This window comes from Oscillibacter sp. MSJ-31 (assembly GCF_018918025.1).
In the GTDB taxonomy this organism is placed as follows: domain Bacteria; phylum Bacillota; class Clostridia; order Oscillospirales; family Oscillospiraceae; genus Hominicoprocola.
Genome location: NZ_JAHLPT010000048.1, coordinates 1 through 3,750 on the forward strand (window position 1 = coordinate 1; position 3,750 = coordinate 3,750).

Genomic DNA, 3,750 nt, shown 5'->3' on the forward strand with positions numbered 1-3,750 from the left:
CAGCTCGCGACCATCCTCGCGAAGCTCCTCAAGCTGCCCGCCGCGAAGGACGCGGGCTTCACCGACAACACGGCGGATGCCTGGTACTATGATGCCATCAACCGCTGCGCGGCTGCCGGTATCCTCAATGGTAACGGCGACGGCACCGTGACGCCCGACGCGCCCATCTCCCGCGAGCGTGCCATGGTCATGCTGGCCCGTGCGCTCGGCATTGAGCCGATCCGCAAGCCCGACCTGACGAAGTACACCGACGCCGCGCAGGTCTCCGCCTACGCGCAGGGCTACGTTGCCGCGCTCATTGAGGCCGGTATCGTGGGCGGTGCGACGGCTGACGAGCTTGCCCCGCAGGACAACATCAACCGCGCGTCCACCGTCACCATCCTCGATCGTGCCATCAGCACCTACGCTGACGAGGCAGGCGCGACCGTCAAGGCTGACGGCAAGGGTCTCGTGCTCGTCGTCGCCGACGACGTAACCGTGACCGGCGACGTGGACAAGCTGCTCGTTCCCGCTGACAACGTGGACGTGACCGTCAGCGGCAGCAAGAACATCGACGACATCACCGTGACCGGCGACAACTCCAAGGTCATTCTGAACAACTCCACCGCGAACGACGTGACGCTCGACGGCAAGAACTCCGAGCTTGAGACCAAGAGCGGCTCCAAGGTCGAGAACGTCAGCGTGACCGAGGACGCCAAGGGCGCGACCGTCAACGCGGGCAGCGGCACGACCATCAAGAACGTCGAGAACAGCGCGGCGGACACCACTGTCACCGGCTCCGGCACGGTGAAGAACGTCGCGTCCGACACCGACATCACCGTTGAGACCAAGAACACCAACGTGGAGAACAGCGGTGATAGCAAGATCACTGTCACCGACGCCAAGGGCAAGGACAGCACGGTCAGCGCGACCGGCTCCGGCTCCTCCACCACGGTGAACAAGGAGACCACCAGCTCCGGCGGCGGCGGTTATAGCCACAGCCACAGCTACGACACCAGCAAGTGGGTGTTCGACGATACAAAACATTGGCACGCCTCTACCTGCGGCCACAACCTCAAGATTGACGAAGCCGAGCACACATATGAGAACGATGTCTGCACCGTCTGCGGTCAGGTCAAGGCGGACGTAGCGGTCGCCAAGATCGGCAATCAGAATTATAAGACGCTCCCCGAGGCGGTTGCCGCGGCTGCGGACGGCGCGACCATCACGCTGGTGAAGGACGCCGAAACAAATAGCCTGAAGGCGGGCATTACCTACGCTCTCAATGGCAATAAACTGACCTATACTTCTTCGGGTTCGTTCAGCTTTTCCAACCAGACGACGAGCTTTATCGGCGGCGCTAAGGGCGGCACGCTGGACTTCCCGAATATCCGTTCCACGAATTCCGCAATTTGGCCGAATGCCGGAGCAACGCTCAATGTCAGCGATATCACCGTTACCTGCAACGGCTCCGCATTCTACCCGGCTGGCAATGCGACGGCGCTGAATATCACGAACTGCAATGTTTCTTCCAGCGTTTACTGCGTTGGAACAAACGCTTCTTCGACGGATAACTACGGTGTGATCATTACGCTGAAGGATTCCAAGTTTACCAGCACGGCATCGAATGGCGACAGTACGGCTGTGATTGTCAATGTTGCGTGCGAACTGGTTATCGACAACTGCGAGCTGACCGCCGGGCGTCAGGGCTTGATCGTTCGTGCCGGTACTGCGACCGTGACGAACAGCACGATCAAGACGACGGGCACCTATGGAGAAAAAGACAAATACCACGCAGCTCCGTGGCAGTCCGGTAATGAGGTTCCCGCAGCGGCGCTGACCGTCGGCAACTACGTCGCCGGTGATGCCAATGCGTATCTTGCAGATGCGATCGTTACGCTTGAAAACACGAAACTGATTGGCGGAAATGACTTCCCGGCGCTTTATGTGGACGGCAATACCAGCCACATTGGTAAGGTCAGCATCAGTGGCGATGCTGCATCGGTCTCTGGCACGATGATGAAGGGCCAGCAGCCTGCGGAAGGCAAGGTCATTATCTCCATCACCGGCGGCACGTTCAGCAGCGACCCGACCGCGTATGTGGCCGAGGGTTATATTGCCAGAACGAACAATGACGGCAAATATGTTGTTTCCATGGTCGGCACTGCGGAGAATCCCTATACCCTTACTGAGTTCAACGCGCTGACCAAGCTCCCCGCGGGCAGGGCCAAGCTCTATGTTAATCTCGGCAACGCTTCTCTGCAGGGTGGTCTTACCATCGGTAACGAAGAAATTGCTGACCATTACCATTACACGGACTGGAATAATGATGTTGCGCCTGACGGTTATCCTCTTAAGACAAACATAAATAATTCTACAACGCATGACGGAGAGAAAACCCGCTACATCTACTCTACCGGCAAGTCCGCAGTCAATATTATCTTGACCGGTTCTGTCACAGGTGCTACTGATACCGGTGATTTCAATGCTGGTGCTATTACATTGAAGGTTCCCGATGCTGCAAATGTTAGCTTTGATACGGTTACCTTCGGTGAAGGCCAAATGGCAATGAGCATGTGGACTGAGAGCCATGTTCAGTCCATGACAGTCGCCCACAGGCTTGCGAGCGTGACCTTTAATAGCTGCACCTTCAACGGTAACTGGCTCCAGAATGGCGCTTTCGGTGCGAATGAAATGACTATCAATAGCTGCACATTTAATCTTCATGAAAATGCCATTAACAAAAACAACTCCAACCCTATCTGGATTCAGAACATGGGACAGACCAATGTGACAATCGAAGGTTGCACCATCAATGCTGTCCGTCCCATCAAGCTGTGGGAAGGAATTGCCAGTGGCACTGTAACCATTCAGGGAAACACCTTCAACATGAGTAATTTTGAAGATGCAACAGGCGATGATGCATATAAGAATGTTGCTGTAATGTTCTGCCATAGCAAACTGGACGATGTTGTGATCACCGGCAATACCGTTGAAGGAAACGCAACAGGATTCATTTGCTTCTATGACAAGAGCACCTATTGCCCCACGTTGAATGACGGCGCTACCTTTAGGCTTTACAATAATTCTTTACCTGAGGGAACGGCGCTTAGCGTTATTTGGAAGTCCGCTGAGGAGTGGAAGCCTAACTACATCTCACTTCCTCAATAATCCATCTCAATCCAAGCGCCCGCGCGATTTCGCGCGGGCGCTTGCCCTTTTTACCGCTCCATACCAGCCGCAGGCACGAAAGGGCGTAGCGCTCCCGCTTCGCTTTCCCGTGCCTGCGTTTTCTTTGCCCCTGTATCGCGGTGTACTCTCGCCTGAATGTAATCCGCTGAAAAAGTTGCAAAATTCGACTGTTATCGCGCGAAATCAATTCATTTCGGTCGTCCATTGTAGATGAGGAGGGCAACACAAAATGGCTTTTATCGTGTATGATTGTCTTGCGGAGAACAAGAAAGGCACACGTCGATCCATGAGCTCCGGGGACTTGATGTAAGAGCTCTGAAATGAGAACGTTCATTACAGAGCGCGTGCGCCCCCTGTTGATGCCGCTGTTTTTCCCAAATTTCATTTCTGAAAGGAGCGGTATCTATGCCGTTGTTCTATTATGTTTCCGACCACGAAAAGGATACGATGCACAAGCCCTTGGATGCCGAGCGCCTGCTGCGGATGCTCGGTGCCTCCGGCAAGCTGGCTGGCTTTCGCCAAGCGGCGTACATGATCGAGCGGGTGCGGGAGAATCCCAAATATGTGCAGCTCATTACC

General features: G+C 55.2%; 1 protein-coding gene. It reads left to right on the forward strand.

Going from position 1 to position 3,750, the window contains the following annotated elements:
• The coding region (locus KQI17_RS13195) for an S-layer homology domain-containing protein (protein ID WP_216496661.1) at window positions 1–3,150 on the forward strand (3,150 nt) is incomplete at its 5' end.
• Window positions 3,151–3,750 lie beyond the last annotated feature (600 nt).